Origin of the sequence: Roseovarius conchicola (assembly GCF_041403425.1) — a bacterium.
Lineage (GTDB): Bacteria > Pseudomonadota > Alphaproteobacteria > Rhodobacterales > Rhodobacteraceae > Roseovarius > Roseovarius conchicola.
Genome location: NZ_JBGEHK010000002.1, coordinates 87,155 through 113,565 on the forward strand (window position 1 = coordinate 87,155; position 26,411 = coordinate 113,565).

The window sequence follows — 26,411 nt, forward strand, 5'->3', positions numbered from 1 at the left end:
CGTCGGATCTCGGCGGGCCTTTTTATGTCAGACACTGGGCAGCACAAAACGAGCCGCCTTAGAACACCATGCCCGGCAGCCATGTGGCCAGTTGCGGAACCGCCCATATCGTGGCGATCCCAAGTATCTGGAGGACAATGAACGGAGCAACGCCCGCATAAATCATACCAGTGGTGACTTCCGGTGGGGCGGCCCCCCGCAGGTAGAACAAAGAAAACCCGAACGGTGGGGTTAAAAAGGAGGTCTGCAAATTGATCGCGATCAGGATCGCCAGCCAGACCGGGTCATGGCCCATCAGGATCAGCACCGGGGCCAGCAGCGGCAGCAAGATGACCGTGATCTCGACAAAGTCGAGGAAGAACCCAAGGACAAAGATCAGCAGCATGGAAAAGATCAAGGCACCGGTGGCCCCGCCCGGCATGGACTGCAAAATCTCGGCGACATGATCCTCGCCACCCAAACCGACGAAAACGAGACTGAACACCGAGGCCATCAGAATCGTCGCAAAAATCATCGCCGTAACGGTCATCGTTGTGGTCACTGCCCCTGCCAACACATCCTTGCGGTGCAGTTTTGCAAGTGAGGCAAAGATTGCCCAGAACCCAATCAGCATAAGCCCGCCGTAAATGGCCCCCAGCGCCCAGGCGCCGATCCCTGCATCCGAGCGCTGCAAACGCACCGGGGCAATCCCGGCAGCCACCGCCAGAACGAACAACGCACCTGCGCCCGCAATGATCAACCGCCGGTCCACGCCCTGACGCGCACCCGCCATCAGGATTGCACCCACAGCCCCGACCGAAGCCGCTTCGGTCGGCGTGGCGATCCCCCCGAGGATTGCGCCCAGCACCGCAACGATCAACAGAACCGGTGGCACGATCGCGCCCGCCACTTCACTGAAATGGGGACGCCCGTCTGGGGTTGGTGCGGGCGGCATGTCATCGGGGCGAATGAGGCCCCGGATCAGAACATAGAGGATGTATATCGCCACCAACGTTAGCCCCGGGATCAGGGCACCTGCAAAAATCTGACCCACTGAAATGGTCTCGACCGAGAATTTGCCCTGCTCGTACTGCGCCTGTTGATAGGCGCTGGACATGACATCGCTGAGGATGATCAGCAGTGTCGAGGGCGGGATGATCTGCCCCAAGGTGCCAGCGGTGCAGACCAGCCCCGAGGCCAGACGCGGATCATACCCAGTGCGCAGCATCGTCGGCAGCGCGATCAGTCCCATGGCGATGACAGTGGCACCGACAATACCGGTTGAGGCTGCCAGAAGTGCGCCGACGAGGATGACCGATATGCCCAATCCTCCGCGCAATTGGCCAAAAAGCCGGCCCATCGTATCGAGCAAATCCTCGGCAATGCGGCTGCGCTCCAGCACCACACCCATAGTGACAAAAAGCGGAATCGCGATCAGGACGTCATTAGTCAGCACGCCGAACACCCGCTGACCCAATGCACCAAGCAACCCGAGGTTCATCACCCCCGTGGCCCAGCCGAGATAGGCAAAAAACACGGCTGTCCCTGCAATCGCGAATGACACAGGGAACCCCAGCAGGATCACCCCCATCAGCGCGGCAAACATCATCAAGTCAAGATATTCGGCGATCATGCGCGCAGCCTTAGAAGGTTGCGCAGAAGGCAGGCCAGCGATTGGATCACCAGAAGGATGCAAAAGGCAGGGATCAGGGTTTTCAGCAGGAAGACAGCCGGAATACCGCCCACGGAAATTGCCCCTTCATAAATTGCCCAGGCATTGCGCACGGACGGGAAGGACCAATAAAGCAGCACCAGCATGGAAGGGATCAGCAGGACAATATGACCAAAGACGTCGATCCACGCTTTGCCTAAATCTCCGGCTTTCGCTTGAAAAATATCGACCCTGACATGGTCATCCACCAGCAGGGTATAGCCCGCGCCCAGCATGAACAGACTGGCATGCATGTATAGGACGGACTCGTTTAGCGCGATGGAACTAAAGCCAAAAACATAGCGCAGCAGGACAATGCCAAACTGCACCAACACCATGATCAGGGCCAGCCACCGGACGGTACGCCCGACGGTGCGGTTGATCACATCAAGCCGGTCGGCCAGCCGCTCCATAAACCTGCCCCCTGAACAAAGCGGCCCGGCATTGTGACCGGGCCGCTTGTTATCTTAGTAACCCAGCACCTTGGCGCGGGCGTTCATCTGACCATTGTCAGCATAAACCATATAGCGACCAATTGAATCGCGATAGGCAAGGAAGCTTTCGGTGATGCGTTGGGTCAACTCATCACTGTCCTCGCGCAGTTTGCCAATCACGGTATCGGCGGCCTTGCCCATTTCCATCACGATGCTTTCGGGCAGTTCGCGGACCATCACGCCTTCATTTGCCACCAGCTCGGCCAAAGCGCGGGCATGCTTGGTCTCATATTCGGTCCAAACATCGTTATAGAGGCTGGAACAGGCCGTTTTGACCACCAGTTTCAGATCGTCAGGCAGGGCATTATAGGCCTCTGCATTCACACCACATTCTTCGGCCGAAGACGGCTCGCCGATGCCTGGCCAGTAATAGTTCTTGGCGATCTGGTGATACCCCAACGCACTGTCCGTCCACGGCCCGATGAACTCGCCCGCGTCCAACGCACCCGATTGCAGAGCCTGGAACATCGCAGGGCCGGACATTGCCTGCACGGCCATGCCGATTTCGGCGCACATCTCCGAGGCCAGACCAGTCGAGCGATACTTCATCCCCTTCAGGTCATCGACCGAGTTGATTTCATCCCGGAACCAGCCAAACCATTGCGGGCCGGAATTGCCACACAGGAACGGCTTGATACCAAAGCGGCCATACATTTCATCGTAAAGCTCCTGACCGCCGCCATGGACCATCCAGCCCACTTGCTCATCCGCGCGCAGACCAAAGGGCTGTGATCCAAACAGCAGAATGCCTTTTGACTTTGATCCCCAGTAGGCAGGCACCGCATGATAAAGATGCGCAGTGCCCTCGGAAACGGCATCAAACACACCGCGGCCGGGGACGATTTCACCGGCGGCAAACAGTTTCACCTGCAAGCGCCCGCCGGACAAGGTGGTGATTCTATCAGCCAATGTTTGTGCGGCCACACCCGGCCCGGGCAGGTTTTTCGGCCAGGCGGTGACCATGGTCCATTCCGTCACATCCTGCGCAATTGCAGGACTGGCCAATGCCGTTGCAGCGGTCCCAACGGCCCCTGCCTTCATGAAATCACGTCTTTTCATCTTATCTTTCTCCTTCTGTTTAATACCGTAGGGTGGGGTTCACCCCACCATCCTTCATCCCAAAATACCGGGCAGTTTCAGCCCATGTTCCACCGCACAATCCTTGGCGATATCATAGCCTGCATCGGCATGGCGCATCACCCCCGTCGCCGGATCATTCCACAACACACGTTCCAGTCGGCGCGCGGCATCATCCGTGCCATCGGCACAGATCACCATGCCCGAATGCTGCGAAAATCCCATGCCGACACCGCCACCGTGATGCAGGCTGACCCATGTCGCTCCGCTGGCGCAATTCAGCAAAGCATTCAACAACGGCCAATCCGACACCGCATCGCTTCCATCCTTCATGGCTTCGGTTTCCCGGTTGGGTGAGGCGACCGAGCCGCTATCCAGATGATCGCGCCCAATCACAACAGGCGCTTTTAATTCACCACTACGCACCATTTCGTTAAAGGCAAGACCTGCGCGATGCCGGTCCCCCAACCCGATCCAGCAGATGCGCGCGGGCAGGCCCTGAAACGCGATGCGGTCCTGTGCCATGTCCAGCCATTGATGCAGGTGGGTATCGTCGGGGAACAGCTCTTTCATCTTGGCGTCGGTTTTGTAGATATCCTCGGGGTCGCCAGACAGGGCGCACCAGCGGAACGGCCCGACACCGCGACAAAACAGCGGCCGAATGTAAGCGGGCACAAAACCCGGGAAGGCAAAGGCGTTTTCCAAACCTTCTTCCAAGGCCACCTGCCGGATGTTGTTGCCGTAATCCAGTGTCGGGACACCGGCATTCCAGAAATCCACCATAGCGGCCACATGGACCTTCATGCTGGCCCGGGCGGCCTTTTCCACGCCCTTCGGATCGCTCTCTTGTTTGGCGCGCCATTCGGCGACGCTCCAGCCTTGGGGCAAATAGCCATGCACCGGGTCATGGGCGCTGGTCTGGTCGGTGACGATGTCAGGATGCACGCCGCGTTTGACCAGCTCGGGGAATACATCGGCCGCGTTGCCAATCAGGCCCACAGATTTGGCTTCGCCCGCCTTGGTCCAGCGGTCGATCATCTCGAGCGCCTCGTCCAGCGAATGAGTGATCTCGTCCAGATAACGGGTGCGCTTGCGGAACTCGGCGCGGGTTTCATCGCATTCCACCGCCAGACAGCAGGCCCCGGCCATGACCGCCGCCAAAGGCTGCGCACCGCCCATACCGCCCAAACCCCCGGTTAGAATCCAGCGCCCCGTCAGGTTGCCGTCGTAATGCTGTCGTCCAGCCTCCACAAAGGTTTCATAGGTGCCCTGCACGATGCCTTGCGTGCCGATATAAATCCATGACCCAGCCGTCATCTGACCGTACATCATCAGGCCCTTCTTATCGAGCTCGCTAAAGTGATCCCAATTGGCCCAATGTGGCACCAGATTGCTGTTGGCTATCAGCACGCGCGGCGCATCTGTATGCGTCTTGAAAACCCCTACAGGTTTGCCCGATTGCACCAGCAATGTTTCGTCCTCTTCCAGCCCTTTCAGGCTGTCGACGATGCGATCAAAATCTTCCCATGTGCGCGTCGCCCGCCCAATGCCGCCATAAACGACCAACTCATGCGGATTCTCGGCCACATCCGGGTGCAGGTTGTTCATCAGCATCCGCATCGGCGCCTCGGTCACCCAGCTTTTCGCGGTGATCTCGGACCCGGTGTCTGGGTATACATCACGAATGTTATGGCGTGGATCGGTCATGTCAGATCTCCGTTGCGTGCGATTGCATCAATCGCTGTCAGTATCTCTTTCAGATGCACGCGCAGCCGGTCGGCGCGGTCGTGCAGATAGGGCCAGGGCGAGGCCTCTTCCATGTAGGTGGATTGCGCCAGCTCCATCTGGATCGCGTGCCATCCCTGCTCGGGGCGCCCATAATGGCGGGTCGTCCAACCGCCTTTGAAGCGTCCATCGGTGATGGATGTGTATCCTTCGGCAGTTTGACAAATATCTTCGACTGCCTTGGCAATCATCGGTGCGCAGGTCGTACCGCCGTTGGTGCCGATATTGAAATCTGGTAAGGTGCCGTCGAACAGAAACCCAATACGTGATCGTATGGAATGGCAGTCATACAAGATCGCAACACCGTGCCGCTTTTGGACGCGGGCCATCTCGGCCTCTAACGCGGCATGGTAGGGCGCATGAAACAGTTCCCGGCGATGCTCGATCTCGCCGCCGGATGGTGCCTGCCCCCAGATGTCGTCGCCTTCAAAGTCAGTCAGAGGGACTAACCCGGTGGTGTTCTGACCTGGATACAGGCTGGCCCCCGAAGGATCACGATTGGCGTCAATCACGTAGCGATGAAACGTAGCGCGTACAGTTGTCGCGCCGGGCAACAACCCGTCATAAAGCTTGTGAATATTCCAGTCCGTGTCTGCCAGTGCCCGCCCGCGCGCGTTGAGTTTTGAGCGCACATCAGCCGGAACATGCGTACCCGTATGTGGCAGGCCCAGGATAACCGGACTGTCGCCGCGATGGATTTCAACAGGGTCCGTCATAGCACCATCTCTAATCCTGAGGCGTTGACCAAATCACCGTCGCGTATCAATGCGGCAGCGGCGGTCAGATCGGGGGCCAGATAACGATCGGCATCCAGCGCAGGCACGTCCTGACGCAGCCGGGCCATGGCCGCTTGCAAGGGTGCGCTGGTCTGCAGCGGTGCACGGAACCCGATACCTTGTGCGCCGCAAATCGCCTCGACCCCCAGAATGGTGTTCAGGTTGGTGTTCATCCGCGCCAGCCGTCGCGCCGCGTGGGCCGCCATGCTGACATGGTCTTCCTGATTGGCAGAGGTTGGTGTGCTGTCAGTGGTACACGGATTGGCCAGATGCTTGTTCTCGCTCATCAAGGCCGCGGTTGTGACCTCGGCAATCATCAACCCGGAATTCAGGCCCGGCGTCGGGGTCAGGAAGGGGGGCAGATCAAAGCTGAGCGTTGGATCGACCATCAACGCCACGCGCCGCTGGGCAATCGCGCCAATCTCGGCAATGGCCACGGCAATCTGATCAGCGGCAAACCCAACCGGTTCGGCGTGGAAGTTCCCCCCCGAAACGATGCGCCCTTCGTCTACCAGAACCAAAGGGTTGTCGGTTACCGCATTTGCTTCGATCTCAAGCACTTCGCCAGCGCGACGTAACAGATCCATCGCTGCACCCGTGACTTGCGCCTGACAGCGGATGCAATAGGGATCCTGCACACGGGTGTCGCCATCGCGGTGGCTTTCGCGGATTTCGCTGCCCTCCATCAGGGTGCGTTGTGCGCGGGCCGCATCAATCTGCCCGCGATGCCCCCGCAACGTATGGATCGCATCGACCAATGGTGCCGTTGATCCCATGATCGCATCGGTGGACAGGGACGCGGTCACGACAGACGCTTGCGCGTTGCGCCAAGCACCCCAAAGACCAACCAGCGCGCAGGCCGTCGAGAACTGGGTGCCGTTGATCAGGGCCAGACCTTCTTTCGGGCTCAGCACAATCGGGGACAGGCCAGCCTTCTTTAATGCCTCGGCCCCGCCCATTCTGACGCCTTCGAACTGCGCTTCGCCCTCGCCCATCATCGCGGCGGCCATATGCGCCAGCGGTGCCAGATCGCCAGACGCCCCGACCGACCCCTGATCCGGCACCACAGGCGTCACGCCACGATCTAACATGCCCTCAATCAGCTCAATGGTTGCCCATTGCACGCCCGAGGCCCCCCGGCCAAGCGACAGCAGTTTCAGCACCATCATCAACCGCGTGGTCGGTATGTCCAATGCCTCGCCCACACCACAGCAATGCGACAGGATGAGGTTGCGCTGCAACTGCTCCGTATCTTCCGCAGGTATCTTGACGCTGGCCAGTTTGCCGAAACCAGTATTCACACCATAAACGGCCTCATCACCCTCGGCAGCACGGCGAACCAGATCAGCCGCCGCCTCGACCGCAGGCCGCACGGACCGGTCCAGCATCACCGCATGTTCACCACGCCAGATCACCTCAAGCTGGCCTAGAGTGGCAGCGCCGGGTGTCAACACGTCGCTCATCCTGCACCTCCGAAAATCCGTTTTTTCAGGGGGTTGTACCCAATGCGGTAGGCCAGTTCGGCAGGTGTTTCGACATCCCATACCGCCAGATCGCCGCGTTTCCCGACCTTGATGACGCCGGTATCGTCCAAGCCGAGGGCGCGGGCAGCGTTGCGCGTGACGCCTGCCAAAGCCTCTTCCGGCGTCATGCGAAATAGCGTGCAGCCCATGTTCATTGTCAGCAAAAGCGAGGCCATCGGAGACGAGCCCGGGTTGCAATCGGTCGCCAAGGCCATCGGCACGCCGTGATCGCGAAACGCCTGAATTGGCGGCATCTGCATTTCTCGCAATGTGTAAAAGGCACCCGGCAGGATCACCGCGACACTGCCCGACTTGGCCAAGGCCCGCGCATCCTCCTCGGTGGCATACTCCACATGATCCGCAGACAGCGCACCATATTTCGCAGCCAGCTGCGTGCCGCCGATATTACTCAGCTGTTCGGCATGCAGTTTGACAGGCAACCCAAGCTCTTTGGCCTTTGCGAAAACCGGCTCAATCTCGTCAACAGAAAAGGCAATGCCTTCGCAAAACCCGTCCACCGCGTCCACCAAACCTTCGGCCATAGCCGCCTCAAGCGCGGGGATGCAGACCTGTTGGATATACTCCATCGCACGGCCCGCATAATCAGCAGGCACCGCATGGGCACCAAGAAAGCTGGTTTTGATCCGGACAGGACGAACACCTTCAATCGCCCGCGCGGCGCGCAGCATTTTCAGCTCGGTGTCGATATCCAACCCGTAGCCCGATTTCACTTCGATCACGCTGACACCCTCGGCCAATAGCGCATCGACAAAGCGCAGCGCGCCTTGCAACAGCTGATCCTCGCTGGCCTCGCGCGTGGCGCTGACTGTCGAGACGATCCCGCCCCCCGCGCGCGCCACCTCTTCATAGCTGGCCCCGTTCAGGCGCATTTCGAATTCGCCCGCGCGATGGCCGCCATGCACGATATGCGTGTGGCAGTCGATCAAGGCGGGGGTAATCAGCCGCCCTTCCATATTTTCAGATGGGCCGTCCGGGGCGTTGGCATCGGTCCCGACCCAGGCTATCTGCCCGTCTTCAATCAACACAGCCCCGTTGGGGATCAACCCATAGGGCGCATCCCCCGCCATCGTGGCAAGTGTCGCATTTCGCAGCAGCATAGGTTCACATTCAACTTGATTTCCCGAGTCGTGTTTGAGAATATGTCTAGACATAATAATCTGTCAATATGGGAAACGCTGCCAATGGAAACGCTCTGGTCCCCCCACGCTTTGCTGCCTGACGGTTGGGCGCGCGATGTGACGGTGACGATTGATGCCGCAGGGCAAATTGCATCGGTTACACCTGATACCGAATGCACAGGTCAACGCGTTGGCATTCTGCTTCCGGCCCCTGCAAATGCCCACTCCCACGCGTTTCAACGCGCCATGGCCGGCCTGACCGAACGGCGCGGACCAGACCCCAGCGATACGTTCTGGACATGGCGGCAGCTGATGTACCGATTCCTGGATCAGCTGACCCCCGAACAGGTGCAGGCCATCGCCGCCCTGGTTCAGATGGAAATGCTGGAGGCCGGATATGCCACCAATGTCGAGTTTCATTATCTCCATCATCAGCCGGGCGGTGTGCCCTATGACACCCTATCGGAAATGGCGCAGCGCATCGTGGAAGCGACAAAACAAACCGGCATCGGCCTGACCCTGCTGCCAGTGCAATACCAGTTTGGTGGTTGCGATAAATCCGGCCTTGGGCCGGGGCAGATCCGTTTTGGCAATGATCCTGATCGTTTTGCCAAGCTGGTCGAGGAAAGCCACGCGGCGCTGTCGGCCTTGCCCGAAGATGCGAGGCTTGGTGTTGCGCCTCATTCCCTGCGCGCCGTTGCGTCCGAGGATATTGCCCAAGCCCATACGCTGGCGAATGGCGGGCCGATCCATCTGCATCTGGCCGAGCAGGTCAAAGAGGTGGAAGAGGTGCAGGCCGCATGGGGTGCGCGCCCCGTGGAATGGTTGCTGGCCAATGCCGAGGTGAACAACCAATGGTGCCTGATCCACTGCACCCAGATGGAGCCACATGAAACCAAGGCGCTCGCCCAGACCGGCGCAGTCGCAGGCCTGTGCCCGATCACGGAAAGTAGCCTGGGCGATGGGATTTTTGACGGTGTACGGTGGCTGGATCACAGCGGTCAGATCGCCATCGGATCGGATTCCAATATCCGTATCTCGCTATCCGAAGAGCTACGTACGCTGGATTATTCGCAACGCCTGCGGGATCGATCCCGTGCCGCCCTTGCCACGCCTGAGTTCTCGACCGGTCGCAGGCTGTTTGACGCCATCTGCGAAGGGGGCGCTCAGGCGGCTGGGCGGCACTCGGGGCAGATTGCGCCCGGCCACTGGGCCGACCTGATGACGTTGGACGACGGGCACATTGATCTGGACGGGCAGTCCGGTGATACCCTGCTGGATACCTATATTTTCGCCGGTGATGACCGCATGGTCCGCGATGTCTGGTCCGCCGGTCGCCACCTTGTTCAGAACGGTCGCCATATCGCCCGTGATCAGATCACCACAGCCTATTCAGAGGCCATGAAACCCCTTCGGGACCTCGCATGACCCAGCCACAGATCAACACCTGGCAGGCCATTCAGGCCGAAGTGTTGCGCCGCATTCATGCCCGTGAATGGGTTCCGGGGCAGACCATACCGGGCGAGGTTGATCTGGCCCGCGAATTTGGTTGCGCCCGCGCCACCGTGAACCGTGCGATGCAGGCGCTGGCCGATGCCGGCATCCTTGAACGCCGCCGCAAGGCCGGCACACGCGTGGCCCTACACCCGGTCAGCAAGGTAACGGTCGATATTCCGGTGATCCGTCAGGAGATCGAGGAGCGCGGCGCGACCTATGGGTATCACCTGATCAGCCGCAAACCCGGCACGCATCCTCTGTTGGGTGCGCAGGCGTTGCATGTCACGGCCCTGCATCTGGCTGACGGCGCCCCGCTGGTGTTTGAAGATCGCTGGATCAATCTTGCCGTAGCCCCGGAAGCGGCCCACCAGAGCTTTGAAGAGATCAGCGCCAACGAATGGCTGATCACCCATGCACCCTATACCAAGGGTGATATCGCCTTTGCCGCCGCCACGGCCACCAAAGGCCTGGCAGACCGTCTGAACACCGCCGAAGGTGCTGCGATCTTTGTGATCGACCGGACCACTTGGGATCATGACAATGCCATCACCATCGTGCGCCTGTCCTATGCGCCGGGCTATCAGATCCGCACCGTGATCGGCGGAACGATCTAACCCAGCTGCCCGGCAAAAAACGCCTCAGGGCTGTCGACCTCGATCAATCGCTTACGTTCAATCTGCCAGAACCGCGTGCCAACGTTTCGCACGAATGTGCGGTCATGGCTGACCAGCAGGGCAGTGGCATCATGCTCCAACAGCTCGTATTCCAGCGCCTCCTGACCTTCGATATCCAGATGGTTTGTCGGTTCATCCAGAATATAGAAATTGGGGTTCAGCAGACGCAAAAGCAGCATCGCCAGACGGCTTTTCTGTCCACCGGACAGAACCGATATCGCCTGTTCCTGCACACCAATCCGCACCCCGGCCCCGGCCAGCAAGGCACGAGCGCGTTGATCGCCCACCTCCGAACTGCGCGTGACCGCGTCCATGGGCGAGCGGAAGTGATCCAACTGGCTGAGCGCCTGATCCGATACGGCAGGCATCACCGACGGCGCAACACGGATCGTCGGATGCACCCCTTCCAGCGCCGCAATCACCTGTGACAGCAGTCGGGTCTTGCCGGTGCCGTTTGCGCCCAGCACCACCACGCGATCCCCGGGATTGATCCACAAAGCCTCGGTGCGAAACAGGGGCGTTCCGTCAGGCATCGTAATCTCCGACGGCTCAATTGTCACAAACGCCTTGGCGTGCGCCCCGGAATTGACCAGCTTGATCTTCCCGGCCGAGCGGTCCTGAAACGCCGGGCGCGCGGTTTCTTCGATCTTGTCAGCGCGGTCCTTCAGTTTCTTGGTCTTCTTTAACAGCAGATCAGAGCCCGAGTTGATCCCGATATTCTTCAGCTTGGCAGCCTGGCGGCGCAGTTGATTGGCCTTGGCGACCTCGTTTTCAAACTGACGGGCGGCGGCGATATCAATCTCGTCCAGCGCATCGCGGGCCGCCGAATACGGCAGGGCAAACATATGCGAGGTCTCGGCGCGCAGAAAAAACGTGCGATTGGTGACGGCATCCAGAAAGGCGCGATCGTGGCTGACCACCAGCAGGGGCGTCCCGCGAGCAACCGTTTTCAGCCAATTCTGCAGGATGCCAATCCGACCCAGATCAAGATGGTTGGTCGGTTCATCCATCAGCAAGACATCCGGCTCGGACACCCAAATGCACGCCAGCAGAGTGATGCGCTGCCAGCCGCCGGACAAAGCGTGCAACGGTCTTTGCCAAAGTTCATTCGGGACGTGCAGATCCTCTAACGCGATATCAACCCGCCAGCTTTCGGTTTCGGCCTGTTCTGCATCCAGACCAGAAAGAACGGCATCATAGAGGGACAACTCCAAAAGCGCCTCTGGAACAGCTTGAGACACCAACCCAACGCGCAAGCCGCGCGCGGTGGTGATCTCGCCATGAGTTGTTTCAGCCTGCCCGGCGATAGCCGCCAGCAGGGTGGATTTGCCCCGCCCATTGGCCGCAACCACACCAATGCGGTCGCCTTTGTCGAGGGTCAGGTTAAGGTTGGAAAACAGCGGCTCGGCAAGGGTTATGCCAAGATTGCGCAGGTTGATTAAAGTCATATGTCACATCTTTCAGGCCAGTGTGCACAGCCATATCAGGCTGCCATCAGGGCAGATCGTCGTGACAGAAGTGTTTCGGGAAACGCTTTGGAATGTCCTTCGATCAGCCCCACAAACGCATTTGTGAGGCATGAACAGGGCCACGGGTTCGGTCGTGATAGCGAAATATATACATGCGACCCCTCCCTTGGATGATGTGGTCCAAGAACAGCTTAGGCGGTCTTTGCCCGGGGATCAATCATGCCCTCTCGGCCAGCAGGGCAGCCAATCCGGTACGATAGTCAGGATAAAGCAACTCGACTCCCAGTTCTTCTTTGATTCGTGTGTTGTCCACCCGCTTGGACTCGGCATAGAAACTGCGCGCCATGGGCGTCATTTCGGCCTCCTCAAAGGGAACATCCGGCGGAACCGGCAAACCCAGAAGCTCGGCCGCATGGGCGATCACGTCTTCAGGCGGAGCGGGGTCATTGTCGCAGACATTATAGGCACGGCCTGGATTTGGCCGGTTGATCGATGCCTCAAGCACCTGGGCAATATCCGCGACATGAATGCGGCTGAAAATCTGATTTTCCTTGATGATCCGTCGCGCTTTGCCGCTTTTGACCTTCTGAAAAGGGCCGCGCCCTGGACCGTAGATTCCGGCCAGCCGGAAGATATGCAGGGGCAACCCGTCAATGGCACCCCATTGACCTTCGGCCACCACCCGCGCCTGACCGCGTGGCATGCCGGCCCGCAACGGCGTATCTTCCGTTACCCAGCCACCCTGATGATCGCCGTAAACACCCGTTGTTGACAGGTAACCAGCCCATTTCAAACGCGGGGCCAGGTCTTCGATTTCGGCCCGAAACAGGCGCAGAACCGGATCGCCCTCGTCGTCCGGCCCTGCAGAAATCAGAAGATGAGTGGCCTCGGCAAACGCCGGTTCGAACTCGCCATCTGACCACAGAATCGGGATCACCCCCTCGTCCCTGAACAAGTCGAGCTTTTCGGAGTTTCGGGTGGTTCCATAGACGGTCCAGCCCTGCGGGATCAGACGCCTCGCCAAAGCGCGTGCAGAATAGCCATGACCGAAAGAGAGGAGTGTATTGCTCATACCCCTTTTTGCGACGCGTTTTACTTGGTGTACATCTGTTTCTTGAAAGCGCGGGTGCGCTCCGTCGCCGCGGCGGTCCCATCGTGATAGGTGCCGAACCACTTATCAAACGGGATTTCCGAGGTGCCATAATTGCATTCGAAATACCGGTGATGCAGCTGGTGGAAGAAATCCCCGGCGCGTGCGGCAGGCCGATCCTTCGGGATCAGCTTTTCAAAGCCGCAATGCGAAAACACCGGGCTGATCTGTTGAAAATAGACATGGAACAGCACATGCAGCGGGTGTGATGCCACGATCAGGTGGACGAAATAGGTTGTGAAATAGAGGAAGTTTTCAAACCAGTGGTTCGAAATGCCCGACCACGGCCCCACATTGACATTGCGGTGATGCACGGCATGGACGTGTTTATAAAGCTTGGGGTGATGTTCCAGCCGATGCACCCAATAGAAATGCAGGCCTGACCACATCGGAATGAAGGCCATCCAGACAATGAACCACACAGGCGCGCTGGCCCATGTGATCGTCGGGGCCCAACCGTTGGCCATCGCCCAGAAGATGCCCCATTGATAGATCGTGGCCACGGTCATCGCGCTGCCAAGGGTCCACCAGATATTGTCCCAAACCTGATTGTTGAAGGTGAAGACACCGTTGTTGCGGGTCAGATCACGGCGGTCGAACTTGGTCTTCATGTCCTGCCCACGCCGGATGTAAAGCCACCAATGCAAGCCCCCTGCGACAAGGATCTGGGGCACCATGTTCAGCAGCCAGATGGTGATCATCCAGCCCGGCTGAAACGTCGTCATCTGATCCAGCCCGGGGAAGAATAGCACGTAGGCAATCACGGCGATCATGAACGGCACGGACAGCGCTGTGATCTGCAACCAGGCACCGCGATACCAGGACAATACGGCCCCGGGCCGGGGTGGCCAACTGAATAGGGGGTTCAGACCAATCAGCCCTTCCGGGCGATGGTTCCAGCGGTCTGATTCCGGATCATATGATATGTCGCTCATCGCTACGTCCCTTGCTTGCGCCTGCCTCAGCTGGCGTAGTCCGAACCTTCGTCATCCAGAATGGCCATCAGTTCGGACAGGTGGCGATCGGATTGGCCTGGATAGTCTTCAAGCTCATCCGCTGTCTTTTGGGCGATCTCATCCGAAAGAACGCGCAGCGGCTGTCCGGTCCAGAGCGCCTTGATGTAAGTCTCCGCAGCGCGCTCGAAGTAGTACATTCGGTTGAAAGTCTCAGCCACGGTCTGACCGATCACCATGATGCCGTGATTACCCATGACCAAGACGGTTTTGGACGGATCAGACAAGGTGGAACAGCATCGCTCGGCCTCTTCCTCAAACGCTAGCCCGCCAAAGTGATCATCGACTGCGACGCGGTTGTAAAAGGTCGCCGTGTTCTGGTCGATCGGAGGCAGCGTGCTGTCGGCCAACGAGGCCAGAACAGTGGAGTAAATCGGGTGTACGTGCATCGCACAGCGCGCATGTGGACACATCCGGTGCAACGCCCCGTGCAAACCCCAGGCCGTGGGATCGGGCGCATCGGGGCGATCCAGTGTCTCGGGGTCATTGGCATCCAGCAGCAACAGGTCAGAGGCTTTGATCCGGCTGAAATGCGCCTGATTGGGGTTCATCAGGAACTGTGTGCCATCTTCATTCACAGCAAGGCTGAAATGGTTCGCCACCGCTTCGTGCATATTCAACCGTTCCGTCCAGCGGAAACTGGCGGCCATTTCGACCCGCTGGGTCCAGTGATCCATATTGGGCTGCAGTTTGGCGACAGACATGACGGTTCCTCCTCTTGGCATTTCAAAATCTGCCTCATGACGGGTCCTCTTTACCAACGAAAAAATCGTAGTTATGCCATAAGTATTGCTAATGGATAGGTTATGATATGCCCAAACCTCTGCCCCCACTGAACTGGTTACGCGCGTTTGAAGCGGCCGCGCGGCACCTGTCTTTCACCGGGGCTGCAGGCGAATTGAACATGACCCAAAGCGCCGTCAGTCAGCAGATCAAATCCCTTGAGGGGCATATGGGCCGCGCCCTATTTCATCGCCGCCCCCGCACGCTGGCCCTGACTGAGACAGGATCAGCCTATCTGCCCATCGTGCGCGATGCGTTTCGCACCCTTTCGCGCGGCACAATGGCCGTGACGGGATCAGGCGAAAACATCGTACAGATTTACACCAACATGAGCTTTGGCACCTTCTGGCTGGCCCCGCGTCTGGGCCGGTTTTATGCGCGTCATCCCGATGTCCGGCTGAACATCATCGCCGAACAATGGGAACCACAGGAAGGCATCGTGTCGGGCGCCGATGTGGAAATCCGCTATTCCGTGCGTCCGTTCGAGGGGGTCGCCGCCGAAAAGCTGTCGCAGGATTACTACTATCCGGTCGCCCATCCAGATTGGGCCGGAACAATTGATGATCTGGCAACGGAGACTCTGTTTGACGTCTCAAACCTGCTCAGCACATGGTCAGCCTGGGCCGAAGATTACGGACTCGATTGGCCTGATCCGCCCATCACCTATGGCACCACCTACGCAATTTCGCTGAACGCCGCTGTGGCAGGGGCGGGACTGTGCATGGCCCATGATACGATTGCCGGGCGGTTGATTGCCGAGGGCCGGGTGAAACCCCTTTTCGATCACCGCGCCAAAATGCAGGAAGCGTATTACCTGATCACCGCGCCCCATATAGCTGACGTCCCCGGCGGCGAGGCGTTCGTGACCTGGCTAAAAGAAGAAGTGGCTTTGGATCAAAGCGGGCGTGACGCCACCCAAGCATAGCCGTTTTCGCACAAAATATAGGTCTCACGCAGGCCGTGGGGCTTGTCGGTCGGGGCCTGCAGTATATGCGCACCAAGGGCCTCGGCCCGTTTGGCTGCGGCATCGGGATCTGTCTCGTAAAGGCGGAACTCCGCCCCTGCCCCGCGCGCGCCGGCCTTGGGCAACAGCCCCAAGAGCGGGTTGGCCCCATAGGTTGGATCGCTGTGCAGCTGAAAGACCTCGCCATGATAGGTCATGATCGCGAAATCTTCGTTGACCCGGTGCGCCTCCATCTCGAATACCTCTGTCAGAAACGCCGCCAGCGCCTTAACATCGCGCACCAGAATGTTCAAACCGATCCCGCGCAGTGATGCGCCGAAGTCTTCCGCGCTGACCGTTTCAAAATCCATAAGCCATATCCCGTCTGCCACGCTTGCATCAGCTTGAATGCCGCTGTCCGGCGTGTCAACGTGACTGCATCCATGAGGCCGCGCAATGAACAGGATACGACCGTGACAGATACCGAAATTCGCTCGCCTGACCACCCCGGCCCGCAGGAATTTAGCGACGCCAAGGCGGCGGTGACCCATCTGATCCTGCTTTATGAGCAAGCTGTGACATTTCTCTGCGCCGAATTCGCCGAGGCCATGCAGGGCCGCAGTACCCCGACCACTCGCATCCGTGCCTACTACCCCGAGGTGCGCATCACCACGACCAGCTTTGCCAGCGTCGACAGCCGCCTCAGCTTTGGCCATGTGGCCGAACCGGGCACCCATGCGACCACGATTACCCGGCCCGACCTGTTCCGCAATTATCTGGAACAGCAAATCGACCTCTTATTGTGCAATCACGGCGTGCCGGTCTGCGTGCAGGTCTCGGATACGCCGATGCCAGTGCATTTCGCAGTAGCCAATGATCCGGGCATCTCGGTGCCCCAGGAGGGTGCGACCGATTTCACCCTGCGCGATGTGTTCGACGTGCCCGATCTGCGCACCACCAATGATGACATCGTCAACGGCACCAACACGCCTGCCCCTGACGGTGCCGAACCGCTGGCACCGTTCACCGCTCAGCGGGTGGACTATTCGCTGGCCCGTCTGGCCCATTACACCGCCACCGATCCAGAGCATTTTCAGAACCACATCTTGTTCACCAACTACCAGTTCTACGTGTCCGAGTTTGAAGCTTATGCCCGCAAGATGCTGGCCGATCCCGAAAGCGGCTATACCGAATTTGTCGCCACCGGCAACGCGACGATCTCAGATGCCGAAGCCGTGCTGGATACCCCAGCGAAACTGCCGCAAATGCCGACCTATCACCTGAAACGCGCTGATCGTTCAGGCATCACCCTGGTCAATATCGGGGTGGGGCCCTCAAACGCCAAAACCGCAACAGATCACATCGCCGTGCTGCGCCCACACGCATGGCTGATGGTTGGCCATTGTGCGGGCTTGCGCAATTCACAATCACTGGGCGACTTCGTGCTGGCCCATGCCTATCTGCGCGAGGATGGCGTGCTGGATGATGATCTGCCGGTCTGGGTGCCGATCCCGGCGCTGGCCGAGATACAGATCGCGTTGGAACAGGCCGTAGCAGAGGAAACACAGCTGGAAGGCTACGAGCTGAAACGCGTAATGCGCACCGGCACCGTGGCCAGTTTCGACGATCGCAATTGGGAGCTTCGAGAGCATTCCGGTCCAGTCCAGCGGCTTAGCCAATCACGGGCCATCGCACTGGATATGGAAAGCGCGACGATTGCCGCTAATGGCTTTCGCTTCCGGGTTCCCTATGGCACTTTGCTTTGTGTCAGTGACAAACCGCTGCATGGCGAGTTAAAGCTGCCCGGAATGGCCAGCGACTTTTACAAAGCCCAGGTTTCACGGCATCTGATGATCGGGATCCATGCCATGGAACGACTCAGTGAAATGCCTCTGGAACGTATCCATAGCCGGAAATTACGCAGTTTTGACGAGACTGCCTTCCTCTAACCCGGCGTAAACCGGCACAAAATACATTAAATCGCCCATTGTCATGCCGCTATTTGTTGTGTTTACACACAATATAGCGTTAAATTACTGGCGTGAGGCCCTATTCGCGGGCAGTTTAAGGAGACCACAAAATGGCAAAACCGATGACCAAGACCCAACTCGTGGCCGCACTGGCCGAAGAAATGGGCAGCGACAAGAAATCTGCAAGCGGCGCGCTGGACGCGGTAATTGCAATCATCACGCGCGAAGTTTCGGCAGGCGGTGCAGTCACCCTGCCCGGCGTTGGCAAAATCTATTGCCGTGAACGCCCCGAGCGTATGGTGCGCAACCCTGCCACAGGCGAGCAGATTCACAAGGATGCCGACAAAGTGGTGAAGATGACCATCGCGAAGGCCCTCAAGGACAGCGTGAACGGCTGATCTTGTAATCCTTCAGAGTTTCGGAAAGGGTCGCCTTCGGGCGGCCCTTTTCATTTTTGGAGATAAGGCATGGATACCCGGGCGATCACGATGGGTCTGGCCTTTGCGGTCATGTGGTCCAGCGCGTTCACCTCGGCGCGGATCATCGTGGCCTCGGCCCCGCCTTTGACCGCATTGTCGATCCGGTTCCTGATCTCGGGCCTTTTGGGTGTACTGATCGCGCGGATGCTGCGCCAAAGCTGGAAGCTGACCCCGGCCCAATGGCAGGCGACCATCATCTTCGGAATTTGCCAGAACGCGCTTTATCTGGGCCTGAACTTCGTGGCCATGCAAACCATCGAGGCATCTCTGGCCGCCATCATCGCCTCGACCATGCCGCTGTTGGTGGCGCTGGCGGGTTGGATCCTCTTTGGCGAACGCGTTGCCCCCTTGGGCATCATTGGGTTGATCGCCGGGGTTGTGGGTGTGGCCGTCATCATGGGCGCGCGTCTTCAGGGTGGTGTGGACATGTATGGGCTTGGCCTGTGTGTGATCGGGGTGATCGCGCTGACCTTTGCCACCTTGGCCGTCCGCGGGGCGACGTCCGGAGGAAATTTCTTGATGGTCGTCGGCCTGCAGATGCTGGTGGGCAGCGCGGTGTTAAGCGTCGCGGCGCTTGCCACTGAAACCATAGAAGTGACGTGGAGCTGGCAGCTTGTCGCGGCCTTTGCCTATACCACGTTGATCCCAGGGTTGGCGGCCACCTTGGTGTGGTTCCTGCTGGTGCAGAGGATCGGAGCAACACGCGCCGCCACTTTCCACTTTCTCAATCCATTCTTCGGGGTGGCCATCGCAGCCCTCATTCTCAGCGAGACCTTACGCCTGAACGATGTGATTGGCGTAGTGGTGATCATGGCTGGTATCCTGGCGGTGCAACTGTCGAAACAGCGGGTAAATAGCAACGCTTCCAACTCACCAAAGTAGCCAAATACTCTGATGTCCGGTATGAGCCCTTGGTGGTCGTCGCTGTTAAGCACCAAGCCGGTTAACAGCCGCGCAGCGGCCCGGCCAGCGTCAGCCCTGGGCTGGCGATTACTCTGACGCAGGCGCTGCGTTCGTTCTGTGGACGTATTTGGCAGCCATAAAGCGCCCTCAAGCAAATGGTGGGTCGCCACCCCAGGGCTGACGCTGGCCTGCTGTGGCTGGCACATAGCGAAGGTCCGCTTCGTCCCGCAAAGCGGCGAGTCCGCTGCCACCGTTGTTTGGGAATGATCCAGTTTAACCGATCACACCGCGCGGCCCGTCGCCCACCTGCCCACGATGCAGCAACAGGTGATCCAGAATCACACAAGCCATCATTGCCTCGCCCACAGGCACGGCGCGAATGCCGACGCACGGATCGTGGCGGCCCTTGGTGACCACCTCGGTCGGGCTGCCATCCAGGCGGATCGACTTGCGCGGGGTGAGGATGGATGAGGTGGGTTTGACCGCAAAGCGTACAACAACATCCTGCCCGGTTGAGATACCGCCCAGGATACCGCCCGAATGGTTCGACGAATACTCGGGGCCGTCCGGACCCATGAAAATCTCATCGGCGTTTTCGGTACCTTTCAGTCGGGCAGCGGCCATGCCTTCGCCCACTTCCACACCCTTCACCGCGTTGATCGACATCATCGCGGCGGCCAGATCGGTGTCCAGCTTGCCATAGACCGGCGCGCCAAGGCCGGGCGGCACATTGCGCGCCACCACCTCAATCTCGGCCCCGACCGAGTTATGATCCTTGCGCAGCTTTTGCAGATACGCCTCCCATTCGGGCGCGGCCTTGGCATCTGGCACCCAGAAATCGTTGCCGTCAATCGCGTCCCAATCGAAACGCTCACGATCAATCTCCATCTCGCCCATGCGGGTCATATAGCCCTTGATCTCGATCCCCGGCGCCAGCGTGTTCAGCGCGGCACGGGCCAACCCACCAGCGGCCACACGCGCAGCCGTCTCGCGGGCCGAGCTGCGCCCGCCGCCGCGATAGTCGCGAGTCCCGTATTTCAGGTGATAGGTGATGTCTGCGTGGCCGGGGCGGAAGGTCTGGGAAATCTCGCCATAGTCACGGCTGCGCTGATCGGTGTTCTCGATCATCAGTTGCACAGGCGTGCCCGTCGTCTGCCCCTCAAACACACCCGACAGGATTTGCACCGCGTCCGGTTCATTGCGCTGGGTCATGTTCTTGTTCTGACCGGGGCGGCGCTTGTCCAGCCATTGCTGCAGGAACGCCTCGTCCACCGCCACACCCGGAGGGCAGCCATCGACCGTCGCCCCCAAGGCCGGTCCGTGGCTTTCACCCCAAGTGGTGACGCGGAAAAGATGTCCGTAACTGTTGACGCTCATGACTGCGGCTCCTTTGGCGGCTGGTCTAGCGGCGCATCCCGTCCGCCTCAAGAGAATTCATTGTAACCGGCGGCTCACGCTGCCATCCTGCATGGCACAATGCCAAAGAACATTCTCTTCATAATGTGCGATCAATTGCGGTTCGATTACCTCGGCTGCACCGGGCATCCGCATATCAGGACGCCGCATATTGATGCGCTGGCAGCACGCGGCGTGCGGTTTAACCGCGCATATGTGCAATCGCCCATCTGCGGCCCCTCGCGGATGAGCTTTTACACCGGGCGCTATGTGCGCAGCCATGGATCGAACTGGAATGGTGTGCCCTTGCGGGTGGGCGAATGGACGCTGGGCGATCATCTGAACGATCTGGGAATGCGCACCGTGCTGTGCGGCAAAACCCATATGAACGCCGACACCGAAGGGATGAAGCGGCTGGGGCTTGATCCCACCTCTGGTATCGGTGCGCGGGTGGCCGAATGCGGGTTCGAGGTGTGGGATCGTCTGGATGGCGTCCATCCCAAAGGCGCACCCCCACCCTCACACTACAACGACCATCTGACCGGGCTGGGCTATGACGGGCCAAACCCGTGGGAGCAATGGGCCAATTCAGCGGACGGAGACGATGGAGAAATCCTGTCAGGCTGGCTGATGGAACATGCCGGCAAACCCGCCCGGATTGATGAGCAGGACAGCGAAACGCCCTACACCACCAGCCGCGCGATCGAGTTTATCAACCAGGCCGGCGATCAACCCTGGTGCTTGCATCTGAGCTACATCAAGCCGCACTGGCCCTATATTGTGCCCGCGCCTTATCATGACATGTACGGCCCCGAGCATGTGATTCCGGTGCAGCGCAATGAGGCGGAACAGTATGACCCACATCCGGTTTTGGCTGCCTATCACCAGCACCGTTTCTCTCAGGTCTTTGCCCGCGACGGGGTGCGAGAACATGTGATCCCGGCCTATATGGGCCTGATCACGCAGCTGGATGATCAGATCGGGCGGCTGATCGGATATCTCGACAGCACGGGCCTGAGCAATGAGACGCTGATCGTCTTTACCTCGGATCACGGCGATTATCTGGGCGATCACTGGTTGGGCGAGAAAGAGCTGTTTCACGACCCTTCGGTACGCATTCCAATGATCGTGGTGGATCCATCGGCCGACGCGGACAGCACGCGCGGAACGGTGAATGATGCACTTGTGGAAGCGATTGATCTGCTACCGACTTTTCTGGAGGCGGCAGGCGGTGAGGCAAAACCGCATGCGCTGGAAGGACAGTCCTTACTACCGTTGATCCGAGGGCAGGATACACCATGGCGACATCATGTGATCAGTGAGTACGACTATTCCGGTCGCCGCGCGCGGACCCTATTGGATCACCCAATGGACGATTGCCGCCTGATCATGGTGCATGACGGGCGCTGGAAATACATCCATGCCGAGGGCTTTCGCCCGATGCTCTACGATTTACAGACCGATCCGCACGAGTTTACTGATCTGGGAAATGACCCGGCCTATGAGGATACGCGCGACCGTCTGGAAGCCGTGATGCACCGCTGGACCCGCCACCCGCGCAACCGCACCACCATCACCGATGCCGAGTTCCAGCGCAAAGCGCAGAGCGAGTTACGGGGCGGTTTTTACATCGGCTTTTGGGATCAGACGGATATCGCCGATGCCGAGGCGGATGGGTTTAGCGGGAATTGATCGCTTAGGCCTCGTGACGATTGCTGAACAATTCCAACTGGAACCGGGCGCGCACACCAATATCAAGGAACGGGCGCGGGGGCAGGATGTCGGGCTCTCCCAAGGACTGCATATCCGCGATTAGGGGGTTGTCACGCTCACACGCCATATCCGCCGCCAGAATGCCGCTGAACGTGCCCTTGGTCACACCCACCGCGTTTTGACACACAGCCGACCAGATGTTAGGTGCCAACTGCCCAAAGCCCGGTGCGCCATTGCGCGACAGACACACATAGCCTGTCCACGTATGCTCCATATCCACGCCCTTGATGGTGGGGAAGCGATCCTCAAACAACGCCTTGTGATGCGCCCTGATCTTCGCCTGCGCCTCGGCACTGGTGCGTTGGGACGGGCAGTAGTTCAAACCCTGCCGCAGCAGGATACGATGATCGTCGGTATAGCGCATGGTGATCCCGGCAAAGGCATTCACCGGCGTCAGTCCCCAGCTTTCAGTGACGCCGTAGGCCACGCGTTCCTCCTCGGTCAGGGGTCGGGTCAGCGTGGCATAGGCGGCCAGATGCAGGAACTTGCGGTTGTAAAACCCGAACTGCTCGGAAAACCCGTTGGCGGCCATGATCATCCTGGGCGCACGCACCGATCCGCCGGGTGTCGTCATGTGGATGCCATTCTCAAAAACCACCTCGGTCACGGGGGAGTTCTCAAAGATCGTCACGTTCTCAGGCAACGTATCGGCCAAGCCGCGCACCAGGGCGGCGGGGTTCATCAACACACAATGCGGCGTGTAAACGGCCGCAGTGAAATGCGGTGATCCCAGCTTGTAGCGCAGCGCGTCGCCCTCGAACCACTCATAGGGTTCGTTCAACGCCTCAAGCTCTTCACGGAAGGGCTCAAGCACGTCCCTAGTGCCGCGCGGCGACACGGCGGTATGGTACTTGCCTGCGCGCTTCCAGTCGCATTTCACATCATGTGTGGTCACAACTTCCTCAAGATGATCCAGCGCCATGCGTGCCAACCGCATGAACCGGTGCGAGCCTTCCAGCTCATCCAGTGACGACCCCACGTTATGCGGCAAGTCGATGCCAAAGCCCGAGTTGCGCCCCGATGCATTCTCACCACTCTCGCCTGCCTCGATCAGAACAATCTGCTGATCCGGGCAATTCTCGGCCAGACGGCGCGCCGCGGCCAACCCGGCATATCCCCCGCCCAGCACCAGCCAGTCGACAGTGATATCGCCTTTGACCGGGGCATGCGCTTGGCGTGGCGGCAGAATGGCACTCCACCCGTTGGTTTTGTCATCCTTGGGAAGACGGTTGATTTTCATGGCTCAGCCCTCCGCCCAGTTGGTCGGTTGGATCGCGTAAAACACCAGCGCATCCTCGGCAACATAGGTCAACTCGGTTCCCGAGGGCAGCCAGATACACTCCCGCGGCCCGGCTGTCAGATCACCCTGAGCAGTGCGGACCGTCACCTCGCCATCCAGCACCAAAAGCACCTCGTCATATTTCACCGTCCAGGGAATTTCCGCATTGGTGAAATGTCCAAACCCCGTGCCTAAAAGCGAGCCATCCCCGGCACCCGACACCTCGGTCACCTTCGCCATATGGCCGTATTCAAAGCGCGGCGTAAATTCCAGATCGTCAAACCGGGTGACGCGGGCGGGGGCAAGATCGGCCATGTCGCTGGCTCCTGTTGAGAGGCGTTGACGGACAACATACACCTCTGTATGTTTCCATTCAACCCTGTATGGAAAATGCCCTCATGTCCCTTCTCTCTTTGCAAGGAAAACCCAACGCACCGTCACGCCTCAGCGCGTCAGACTGGGTGCGCGCCGGCTTGGACATGCTGTCGGATCAGGGAATCGATGCGGTGCAGATCACGGCGCTATCCCGCACACTCAACGTGACGCGCGGCAGTTTCTATTGGCATTTTGAAAACCGCGAGGACCTTCTTGATGCGCTGTTGGCCGAATGGCGTGCGCGCAATACCGGCGTGATGGTCGAGGCGATTGCCGACACCGAAAACCTTGATCTGGGTATTCTGGCGCTGTTTGAGGTCTGGGTGGATCACAGCCGGTTTGATCCGAAACTGGATCAGGCCATCCGCGATTGGGCCCGCCATGACGAGGCCCTGCACAAAGCGGTCAACGCCGAAGACGCCGCCCGCATCGCAGCCATTGCCGCCTTCTTTGAACGTCACGATTACGACCCGAGCGAAGCGTTCATTCGCGCCCGCGTCATCTATTTCACGCAGATCAGTTATTACGCCATGCGCGTCGAAGAAAGCGAAAGCTTTGCCGAGCGCATGGGATATCTGGCCGATTACTTCCGCGTCTACACCGGGCGCGAGATCAACAAGGACATCGCCGATGCCTACCGCGCGGCCAATCTGAACGGAGACCGTCAATGAACAAGCAACGCGTCGGTGGACGTCGGGGACGTGCCGCAAAACGGCAAAGCGAGGCGGTCAAACAATTCGATATTGCCTGGCGGCAGTGGAAGAACCCCTATCATCCGGTCGAACAGTTTAGCGCCGATCAGATCGAGGCGATTCATAACGCGTCGATGCGGGTGCTGTCGGATGTTGGCATCAAGGTGCTCAGCGACGAGGCGCGCGCGCTGTATCTGGGTGCGGGCATGACCGATGGGGGTGATGAGATCATCCGCTTTGATCCCGATGCGCTGATGGAGTTGATCGGTAAAGCGCCCTCTGAGGTGACGTTGAAGGGCCGGGGGGAGAACCGCGAAGTCACCGTGGGTGGGCGCAATGTGGGCATCTGCACCACCGGTGGCACGCCCAATTTCTCGGATATGCAACATGGCCGCCGCCCCGGCACCTTGGCCGCGCTGGATGATTTCTGTCGCGTCGCGCAGGCCTTTGACGTGATCCACATGATCGGACCCTTTGTCGAGGCACAGGATATCCCGCCCAATCTGCGCCACTACGCGATGACAAAATCGGTTCTGACCCTGACTGAGAAAGTGCCGTTTGTGTTCTTCCGCGGTACCGAGGCGGTGGCCGATGCCTACGAGATGCTGCGCATCGTGCATGGGCTCAGCCACGAGGCGTTTGCCAACACGCCGGTCAGCTATTCGGTGGCCAACTCCAACTCGCCCCTGATGCTGGATCTGCTGATGTGCCGGGGCATCATCGATGCGGCCAAGGCTGGGCAGATGATGGTGCTGACGCCCTTTACCTTGGCCGGGGCCATGGCACCTGTCACGGTGCAAGGGGCCTTGGTGCAACAAAACGCCGAGGCGCTTGCCGGGATCGCCCTGTCCCAGATCGTACGCCCCGGCGCGCCGGTTTGCTATGGTAGCTTTACCTCCAACGTCGACATGAAGTCAGGTGCACCGGCCTTCGGGACTCCTGAATATGTTAAGGCCGCCTTTGCCTCGGGACAATTGGCGCGGCGCTATGGACTGCCATTGCGATCGTCGGGCGTGACCGCCTCAAACGCACCGGATGCGCAAGCGGCCTATGAGACACAGATGTCACTTTGGGGCGCATTGATGGGCGGCACCAACCTGTTGCTGCATGGCGCGGGCTGGCTGGAAGGCGGGCTGACCGCCTCGGCCGAGAAATTCATCATTGATGTCGAGATGCTGCAGATGTTTGCCGAGCTGTTCAAACCGCTGGAAATCAGTGAGGACACGCTGGGCGTTGATGCGATCACGGATGTTGGCCATGGCGGGCATTTCTTTGGTACGCAGCATACCCTGGACCGGTTCGAAACGGCCTTTTATTCACCGCTTCTGTCGGATTGGAGCAATTTCGAGAACTGGACAGATCGCGGCTCGGTCGATGCCACACAGCGCGCCAGTCGGATATTTGCCGAAACTGTCGAAGCGCACGAACCTCCTCCCGTTGAGCCCGCGCGGCTCGAGGAAATGGAGGCGTTTATCGTCCGGCGCACAGCCGAGGGCGGCGCGGATATCGATCGGTAAGATCGGCCCAAACGC

General features: G+C 59.4%; 24 protein-coding genes. 9 read left to right on the forward strand and 15 right to left on the reverse strand.

Going from position 1 to position 26,411, the window contains the following annotated elements:
• Positions 1-58 precede the first annotated feature (58 nt).
• The 7 genes from V6N02_RS06305 to hutI are packed head-to-tail and all read right to left on the reverse strand — an operon-like array spanning position 59 to position 8,463.
• A complete protein-coding gene (locus tag V6N02_RS06305) occupies positions 59-1,609 on the reverse strand; it encodes a TRAP transporter large permease (RefSeq protein ID WP_371225268.1) in 1,551 nt (516 codons plus the stop codon).
• Positions 1,609-2,103, reverse strand: a complete 495-nt coding sequence (locus V6N02_RS06310; protein ID WP_371224671.1) for a TRAP transporter small permease subunit — start codon at positions 2,101-2,103, stop codon at positions 1,609-1,611. Before V6N02_RS06310 ends, V6N02_RS06305 begins: the two co-directional genes overlap by 1 nt.
• Positions 2,104-2,157: 54 nt before the next feature.
• Positions 2,158-3,243 (reverse strand): TRAP transporter substrate-binding protein, encoded by a 1,086-nt coding sequence (locus V6N02_RS06315; protein WP_371224672.1) that lies wholly within the window; start codon positions 3,241-3,243, stop codon positions 2,158-2,160.
• A 54-nt stretch (positions 3,244-3,297) separates the two neighbouring features.
• Positions 3,298-4,968: a urocanate hydratase gene (gene hutU, locus V6N02_RS06320; protein ID WP_371224673.1), complete on the reverse strand. Its 1,671-nt coding sequence runs from the start codon at positions 4,966-4,968 to the stop codon at positions 3,298-3,300.
• Positions 4,965-5,762 carry an N-formylglutamate deformylase gene (gene hutG / locus V6N02_RS06325; protein WP_371224674.1) on the reverse strand — a complete coding sequence of 266 codons (798 nt, stop codon included), beginning with the start codon at positions 5,760-5,762 and terminating at the stop codon, positions 4,965-4,967. The genes hutU and hutG overlap by 4 nt, the downstream gene beginning before the upstream one ends.
• Positions 5,759-7,285: a histidine ammonia-lyase gene (gene hutH, locus V6N02_RS06330; RefSeq protein ID WP_371224675.1), complete on the reverse strand. Its 1,527-nt coding sequence runs from the start codon at positions 7,283-7,285 to the stop codon at positions 5,759-5,761. The genes hutG and hutH overlap by 4 nt, the downstream gene beginning before the upstream one ends.
• Positions 7,282-8,463, reverse strand: coding sequence for an imidazolonepropionase (gene hutI / locus V6N02_RS06335; protein ID WP_371224676.1), 1,182 nt, complete (start codon positions 8,461-8,463; stop codon positions 7,282-7,284). The genes hutH and hutI overlap by 4 nt, the downstream gene beginning before the upstream one ends.
• Positions 8,464-8,547: 84 nt before the next feature.
• On the opposite strand from hutI, the gene V6N02_RS06340 reads away from it, so the two are divergent.
• Together V6N02_RS06340 and V6N02_RS06345 are read left to right on the forward strand one after the other, a co-directional pair.
• The gene (locus V6N02_RS06340) at positions 8,548-9,912 is read left to right on the forward strand and encodes a formimidoylglutamate deiminase (protein WP_371224677.1); all 1,365 of its coding nucleotides are present in this window, start codon (positions 8,548-8,550) and stop codon (positions 9,910-9,912) included.
• Positions 9,909-10,595: a GntR family transcriptional regulator gene (locus V6N02_RS06345; protein ID WP_371224678.1), complete on the forward strand. Its 687-nt coding sequence runs from the start codon at positions 9,909-9,911 to the stop codon at positions 10,593-10,595. Before V6N02_RS06340 ends, V6N02_RS06345 begins: the two co-directional genes overlap by 4 nt.
• Here V6N02_RS06345 and V6N02_RS06350 read toward each other — a convergent pair.
• The 4 genes from V6N02_RS06350 to V6N02_RS06365 all read right to left on the reverse strand — a co-directional run bounded on the left by V6N02_RS06350 (position 10,592) and on the right by V6N02_RS06365 (position 14,991).
• Positions 10,592-12,103: an ABC-F family ATP-binding cassette domain-containing protein gene (locus V6N02_RS06350; RefSeq protein ID WP_371224679.1), complete on the reverse strand. Its 1,512-nt coding sequence runs from the start codon at positions 12,101-12,103 to the stop codon at positions 10,592-10,594. The two genes, V6N02_RS06345 and V6N02_RS06350, sit on opposite strands and share 4 nt — an antisense overlap.
• Before the next feature lie 238 nt (positions 12,104-12,341).
• Complete coding sequence (locus tag V6N02_RS06355) at positions 12,342-13,196, reverse strand: SDR family oxidoreductase (RefSeq protein WP_371224680.1); 855 nt, start codon at positions 13,194-13,196, stop codon at positions 12,342-12,344.
• A gap of 20 nt (positions 13,197-13,216) precedes the next feature.
• Positions 13,217-14,209 (reverse strand): sterol desaturase family protein, encoded by a 993-nt coding sequence (locus tag V6N02_RS06360; RefSeq protein ID WP_371224681.1) that lies wholly within the window; start codon positions 14,207-14,209, stop codon positions 13,217-13,219.
• A gap of 26 nt (positions 14,210-14,235) precedes the next feature.
• Complete coding sequence (locus V6N02_RS06365) at positions 14,236-14,991, reverse strand: class II aldolase and adducin N-terminal domain-containing protein (protein ID WP_371224682.1); 756 nt, start codon at positions 14,989-14,991, stop codon at positions 14,236-14,238.
• Positions 14,992-15,098: 107 nt separating this feature from the next.
• Here V6N02_RS06365 and V6N02_RS06370 point away from each other — a divergent pair, with 107 nt between their 5' ends.
• Positions 15,099-15,995, forward strand: a complete 897-nt coding sequence (locus V6N02_RS06370; protein ID WP_371224684.1) for a LysR family transcriptional regulator — start codon at positions 15,099-15,101, stop codon at positions 15,993-15,995.
• Here V6N02_RS06370 and V6N02_RS06375 read toward each other — a convergent pair.
• Entirely contained in the window at positions 15,965-16,384 is a 420-nt protein-coding gene (locus V6N02_RS06375; RefSeq protein WP_371224685.1) for a VOC family protein, read from the reverse strand. The two genes, V6N02_RS06370 and V6N02_RS06375, sit on opposite strands and share 31 nt — an antisense overlap.
• Positions 16,385-16,486: 102 nt before the next feature.
• Between V6N02_RS06375 and V6N02_RS06380 the strand changes: the two genes are divergently transcribed.
• The 3 genes from V6N02_RS06380 to V6N02_RS06390 all read left to right on the forward strand — a co-directional run bounded on the left by V6N02_RS06380 (position 16,487) and on the right by V6N02_RS06390 (position 19,344).
• A complete protein-coding gene (locus V6N02_RS06380) occupies positions 16,487-17,962 on the forward strand; it encodes an AMP nucleosidase (RefSeq protein WP_371224686.1) in 1,476 nt (491 codons plus the stop codon).
• Between the two features lie 131 nt (positions 17,963-18,093).
• Complete coding sequence (locus V6N02_RS06385) at positions 18,094-18,381, forward strand: HU family DNA-binding protein (protein WP_371224687.1); 288 nt, start codon at positions 18,094-18,096, stop codon at positions 18,379-18,381.
• A 69-nt stretch (positions 18,382-18,450) separates the two neighbouring features.
• Positions 18,451-19,344: a DMT family transporter gene (locus V6N02_RS06390; RefSeq protein ID WP_371224688.1), complete on the forward strand. Its 894-nt coding sequence runs from the start codon at positions 18,451-18,453 to the stop codon at positions 19,342-19,344.
• 294 nt (positions 19,345-19,638) lie between these two features.
• Here the strand turns inward: V6N02_RS06390 and aroC are convergent, their stop codons facing one another.
• Positions 19,639-20,742 carry a chorismate synthase gene (gene aroC / locus V6N02_RS06395; protein WP_371224689.1) on the reverse strand — a complete coding sequence of 368 codons (1,104 nt, stop codon included), beginning with the start codon at positions 20,740-20,742 and terminating at the stop codon, positions 19,639-19,641.
• Positions 20,743-20,841: 99 nt separating this feature from the next.
• Here aroC and V6N02_RS06400 point away from each other — a divergent pair, with 99 nt between their 5' ends.
• Positions 20,842-22,452 carry an alkaline phosphatase family protein gene (locus tag V6N02_RS06400; protein ID WP_371224690.1) on the forward strand — a complete coding sequence of 537 codons (1,611 nt, stop codon included), beginning with the start codon at positions 20,842-20,844 and terminating at the stop codon, positions 22,450-22,452.
• A 4-nt stretch (positions 22,453-22,456) separates the two neighbouring features.
• Here the strand turns inward: V6N02_RS06400 and V6N02_RS06405 are convergent, their stop codons facing one another.
• Positions 22,457-23,773: an NAD(P)/FAD-dependent oxidoreductase gene (locus V6N02_RS06405; RefSeq protein WP_371224691.1), complete on the reverse strand. Its 1,317-nt coding sequence runs from the start codon at positions 23,771-23,773 to the stop codon at positions 22,457-22,459.
• Positions 23,774-23,776: 3 nt separating this feature from the next.
• A complete protein-coding gene (locus V6N02_RS06410) occupies positions 23,777-24,127 on the reverse strand; it encodes an ethanolamine utilization protein EutQ (RefSeq protein ID WP_371224692.1) in 351 nt (116 codons plus the stop codon).
• Between the two features lie 83 nt (positions 24,128-24,210).
• Here V6N02_RS06410 and V6N02_RS06415 point away from each other — a divergent pair, with 83 nt between their 5' ends.
• The gene (locus tag V6N02_RS06415) at positions 24,211-24,858 is read left to right on the forward strand and encodes a TetR/AcrR family transcriptional regulator (RefSeq protein ID WP_371224693.1); all 648 of its coding nucleotides are present in this window, start codon (positions 24,211-24,213) and stop codon (positions 24,856-24,858) included.
• A complete protein-coding gene (locus V6N02_RS06420; protein ID WP_371224694.1) occupies positions 24,855-26,396 on the forward strand; it encodes a trimethylamine methyltransferase family protein in 1,542 nt (513 codons plus the stop codon). Before V6N02_RS06415 ends, V6N02_RS06420 begins: the two co-directional genes overlap by 4 nt.
• Positions 26,397-26,411 lie beyond the last annotated feature (15 nt).

Coding starts and splice junctions, on each gene's coding strand:
- V6N02_RS06310 (WP_371224671.1), bottom strand. CDS start 2,103: ATGGAGCGGCTGGCCGACCGGCTTGATGTGATCAACCGCACCGTCGGG.
- V6N02_RS06315 (WP_371224672.1), bottom strand. CDS start 3,243: ATGAAAAGACGTGATTTCATGAAGGCAGGGGCCGTTGGGACCGCTGCA.
- hutU (WP_371224673.1), bottom strand. CDS start 4,968: ATGACCGATCCACGCCATAACATTCGTGATGTATACCCAGACACCGGG.
- hutG (WP_371224674.1), bottom strand. CDS start 5,762: ATGACGGACCCTGTTGAAATCCATCGCGGCGACAGTCCGGTTATCCTG.
- hutH (WP_371224675.1), bottom strand. CDS start 7,285: ATGAGCGACGTGTTGACACCCGGCGCTGCCACTCTAGGCCAGCTTGAG.
- hutI (WP_371224676.1), bottom strand. CDS start 8,463: ATGCTGCTGCGAAATGCGACACTTGCCACGATGGCGGGGGATGCGCCC.
- V6N02_RS06340 (WP_371224677.1), top strand. CDS start 8,548: ATGGAAACGCTCTGGTCCCCCCACGCTTTGCTGCCTGACGGTTGGGCG.
- V6N02_RS06345 (WP_371224678.1), top strand. CDS start 9,909: ATGACCCAGCCACAGATCAACACCTGGCAGGCCATTCAGGCCGAAGTG.
- V6N02_RS06350 (WP_371224679.1), bottom strand. CDS start 12,103: ATGACTTTAATCAACCTGCGCAATCTTGGCATAACCCTTGCCGAGCCG.
- V6N02_RS06355 (WP_371224680.1), bottom strand. CDS start 13,196: ATGAGCAATACACTCCTCTCTTTCGGTCATGGCTATTCTGCACGCGCT.
- V6N02_RS06360 (WP_371224681.1), bottom strand. CDS start 14,209: ATGAGCGACATATCATATGATCCGGAATCAGACCGCTGGAACCATCGC.
- V6N02_RS06365 (WP_371224682.1), bottom strand. CDS start 14,991: ATGTCTGTCGCCAAACTGCAGCCCAATATGGATCACTGGACCCAGCGG.
- V6N02_RS06370 (WP_371224684.1), top strand. CDS start 15,099: ATGCCCAAACCTCTGCCCCCACTGAACTGGTTACGCGCGTTTGAAGCG.
- V6N02_RS06375 (WP_371224685.1), bottom strand. CDS start 16,384: ATGGATTTTGAAACGGTCAGCGCGGAAGACTTCGGCGCATCACTGCGC.
- V6N02_RS06385 (WP_371224687.1), top strand. CDS start 18,094: ATGGCAAAACCGATGACCAAGACCCAACTCGTGGCCGCACTGGCCGAA.
- V6N02_RS06390 (WP_371224688.1), top strand. CDS start 18,451: ATGGATACCCGGGCGATCACGATGGGTCTGGCCTTTGCGGTCATGTGG.
- aroC (WP_371224689.1), bottom strand. CDS start 20,742: ATGAGCGTCAACAGTTACGGACATCTTTTCCGCGTCACCACTTGGGGT.
- V6N02_RS06400 (WP_371224690.1), top strand. CDS start 20,842: ATGCCAAAGAACATTCTCTTCATAATGTGCGATCAATTGCGGTTCGAT.
- V6N02_RS06405 (WP_371224691.1), bottom strand. CDS start 23,773: ATGAAAATCAACCGTCTTCCCAAGGATGACAAAACCAACGGGTGGAGT.
- V6N02_RS06410 (WP_371224692.1), bottom strand. CDS start 24,127: ATGGCCGATCTTGCCCCCGCCCGCGTCACCCGGTTTGACGATCTGGAA.
- V6N02_RS06415 (WP_371224693.1), top strand. CDS start 24,211: ATGTCCCTTCTCTCTTTGCAAGGAAAACCCAACGCACCGTCACGCCTC.
- V6N02_RS06420 (WP_371224694.1), top strand. CDS start 24,855: ATGAACAAGCAACGCGTCGGTGGACGTCGGGGACGTGCCGCAAAACGG.